The 3320-nt window shown below is 38.5% G+C and carries 2 protein-coding genes; both read right to left on the bottom strand.

Annotation, left to right across the window (positions count from 1 at the left end; all coding sequences use genetic code 11):
- Nucleotides 1-238 precede the first annotated feature (238 nt).
- Complete coding sequence (locus tag H7254_RS08730) at nt 239-2248, bottom strand: alpha amylase C-terminal domain-containing protein (protein WP_301932605.1); 2010 nt, start codon at nt 2246-2248, stop codon at nt 239-241.
- 533 nt (nt 2249-2781) lie between these two features.
- A complete protein-coding gene (locus tag H7254_RS08725) occupies nt 2782-3084 on the bottom strand; it encodes a hypothetical protein (protein WP_301924172.1) in 303 nt (100 codons plus the stop codon).
- Nucleotides 3085-3320: the final 236 nt, after the last annotated feature.

The raw sequence follows: 3320 nt of genomic DNA, 5'->3' as shown, positions 1-3320 counted from the left end.
GGGAATGGCAATAGGGAGCGGTCATCATATTCCATCTGCCACGATCCGTGATTTTATAGTAACTTTTTTGGTACTGGTAATATTAAGTTTCGGAATCTTTTTAGTTGAAAAAAAATTTATGAAAGAAAAAGAGTAGGATTGAAAAAACGCTTTAAACTACGGGATCAATCTGAAACGTAAATAAAAAAACTCATGCGGTCATCCGCATGAGTTTATATGCTTAAACAACTTTATCTTTTTATTGTTTCTTCATTACCAACGCTGTTCTGTTTGTGAGGTAAATACTTACATTTTTATTTTCATCTGTTGGATAATTGATGGAGTCTTCCACTCTTTCAAAGCCTCCGAATTCTTTTTTATCTGAGTTAAGTATAATTTTGTAGAGACCTTTTTCAGGCGCCCGGAATTGATATCCGAAAATAGAATTGCCGGGACTGAAATTAAAAATAAAAATAAGGTTACCCCGCTCAAAGACGATCACATTGTTGCTGCTATCCATGTGAAGCTGGTTTGCTATTCCTGATGCAAGCACTTTATTTTCTTTGATGGTATTGATCATGGCTTTATCCCAGTTAGCCAGGTACTGGTATTTGAGTTCTTTATTGTCTGCCAGCGACCACTGCCTTCTTGCGTAAGAATGGCTCCAGTTGTTTCCTTCTCTTGGAAAGTCCACCCATTCCGGATGACCAAATTCATTGCCTATAAAATTTAGATATGCCTCACCGCCCAAACTAATGGTAAACAGTCGAATCATTTTATGCAAGGCAATGCCGCGGTCAATCACCAGGTTATGATCATCCACATGCATGTGAAAATACATTTCTTTATCCATCAGCCAGAAGGCAATGGTTTTATCTCCCACCAGCGCCTGGTCGTGTGATTCTGCGTAGGCGATCGTTTTCTCTTTATATCGCCGGTTGCCCAATACATTCCACATTTCATTTATGTCCCATTCTTCGTCTTGTTTATGTTTCAGTATTTTAATCCAGTAATCAGGTATTCCCATACCCAGCCTAAAATCGAATCCAACACCTCCTTCTTCCTGGCGTCTGCACAATCCCGGCATACCGCTTACGTCTTCTGCAATAGAAATAGTATTTTTTTTAAATTGATGGATCACTTCATTTGCTAACTGCAGGTAGGTAACTGCATCGGGGTCTACGCCTTCTTTAAAATACTTATCATAGTGGTCAAAAGAAGTATTTCCATGATGGAAGTACAACATAGAAGTTACGCCATCAAACCGGTAGCCATCAAAGTGAAATTCTTCCAGCCAATACCGGACGTTGGAAAGAAGAAATTTTTTCACTTCCCATTTTCCGTAATCAAATAATTTTGAATCCCATCCGTCATGATAACCTCTTGCACCGGGATGAAAATACTGATGGCTGGTACCATCAAATTCATTTAGCCCTTCTGAAAGGTTTTTTACAGCATGAGAATGAACCATATCCATGATTACGGTAATGCCCATACTGTGGGCTTTATTGACCAGGTATTTTAAATCTTCGGGCGTTCCGAACCGCGAAGAAGGACAAAAGAAATTGGACACATGATAACCAAACGATCCATAATAGGGGTGCTCCTGTATAGCCATTGTTTGAATAGCGTTGTATCCTCCTTCTTTTATTCTTGGTAATATTTTGTCTGCAAATTCTCTATATGTTCCAACTGCCTCCTCTTCCTGTGCCATACCCACATGGCATTCATAAATGATTGGTTGTTGAAAATTTTCAGCCAGATCAAAGCTGCTGTCTGTCCAATCAAACGGTTTTTCGGGAAACCACAGTTGCCCGGAAAAATCATGTGTACTGGTGTCTTGAATTACTCTCCGGATGTAAGCAGGAATTCTGTCGGTTAAACCATTTACACCCCGTATGGTAACTTTTACTTTACTGCCATGTACAAAACTGTCCTTGTATTTTTCGTATGGAAGAAATATCTCCCAATCGCCGTTGTTATTTTTATCCAGTGGATGCGTGGTTCTGTTCCATTCATTAAAGTCTCCTGTGAGATACAGGTTATGGGCATCAGGAGCCCATTCTCTATAGGTCCATCCATTTTTTTCTTTATTGAAGTGAATGCCATAATAATAATGCCCTTTGGCAAAGTTGAGTAAACTGCCTTCTGCACCTTCAATTTCTTTGTATGCTTTTTCATAGCGCTCAAATCGTTCGTTGGCATCTTGATCGTATGGATCCAGCCAGGGATCTTCTTCAATTATATCCAGTTTTTTTACCTGATTCATGGCGAAAGGGTTAAACGTGAACAACTAAATTAATAAGGTTTTCGGTAGTAAGCAATCATTTTCTTTAACCTGCCTGTAACCCGCAACAGGCGCAGGTCTTCTGCCTTTTGCAGATCGTTCCATAATTTTTAAGGCTTTGTACTAAAACAATAATATCACTGTAATTATTTTTTTGATCATTCTTGTATAATAGTTGTAGATAAGAATAAAACTATCATTACATTTTTACTGAGCAATTATTGTGGGACTAAAATTTAGTTATTTTTAGATAATTGAGTTTCGTCTCTATTGGCCGTGGTTTATCAATAAAGACCACGATAACTCATTAAAAACAGCAGGTGGCAGGCAAAGGATCACAACGTAATCCGGCTTATCCATTGCAAACCAGAAAGTGAAGGGATAAAATTCAGGGGAGGGAAGTATTGCCGGTTGGGAGCAGGATTTTGTACGGCTGATCTTCGTCACTAAACAATCTTCAACAGGCTAGAACAATGCTATTGTTTAAGCCTGTTGAAGAAGATTTTTGAGGCTTTTTATTTGCTGACTTTTTCGATGTCCAGTGCATCTCCTGTAAGGTTGCCGCTGATGGTTACCTTTTGACCGATAAACTTAGCTACCTTTTCAGGGTTAGTGATGGTGTAAACCTTTTCCCCAACAACAAATACCGGGGTAGCACCAGCAGCGATACATTTTTTGGCACAGGCGGCATGTTCTTTATTATTGCCCTTAATACCGCAATCAGAATCACTGATAAAACCAGTCCACTTTCCCTTGTCACCCGCATAAGTTACGGCGATGGATAAAACCAATGCAACAAACAATAGATACTTTTTCATAATTGTATATTTAGTGTATTCAAATTTAATAATTTAGTTTGCAATAACCTGTCATTTATTCATCTTTTTCTTTCGGCCATTACTGAGGGCACGCTTCTTATCTTAAACTGGTAACCTATTGAAGACGCTTACAAGCGAAATACACTATTTGGTTATAAAACAACAAACCAATTGAACTATCAAAATAAAATTTAACTAACCCATATTTTACCCTTTTTCATTCGGTGCGACATGTT

Source organism: Ferruginibacter sp., from assembly GCF_014377975.1.
Taxonomy (GTDB): Bacteria; Bacteroidota; Bacteroidia; order Chitinophagales; family Chitinophagaceae; genus Ferruginibacter.
The sequence above is the reverse complement of the archived record's forward strand: the minus strand, read 5'-3'. Positions and strand labels throughout refer to the sequence as shown.

Excerpts from the sequence above, each read along its gene's own strand:
- H7254_RS08730 (WP_301932605.1), bottom strand. The coding sequence starts at position 2,248 with ATGAATCAGGTAAAAAAACTGGATATAATTGAAGAAGATCCCTGGCTG.
- H7254_RS08725 (WP_301924172.1), bottom strand. The coding sequence starts at position 3,084 with ATGAAAAAGTATCTATTGTTTGTTGCATTGGTTTTATCCATCGCCGTA.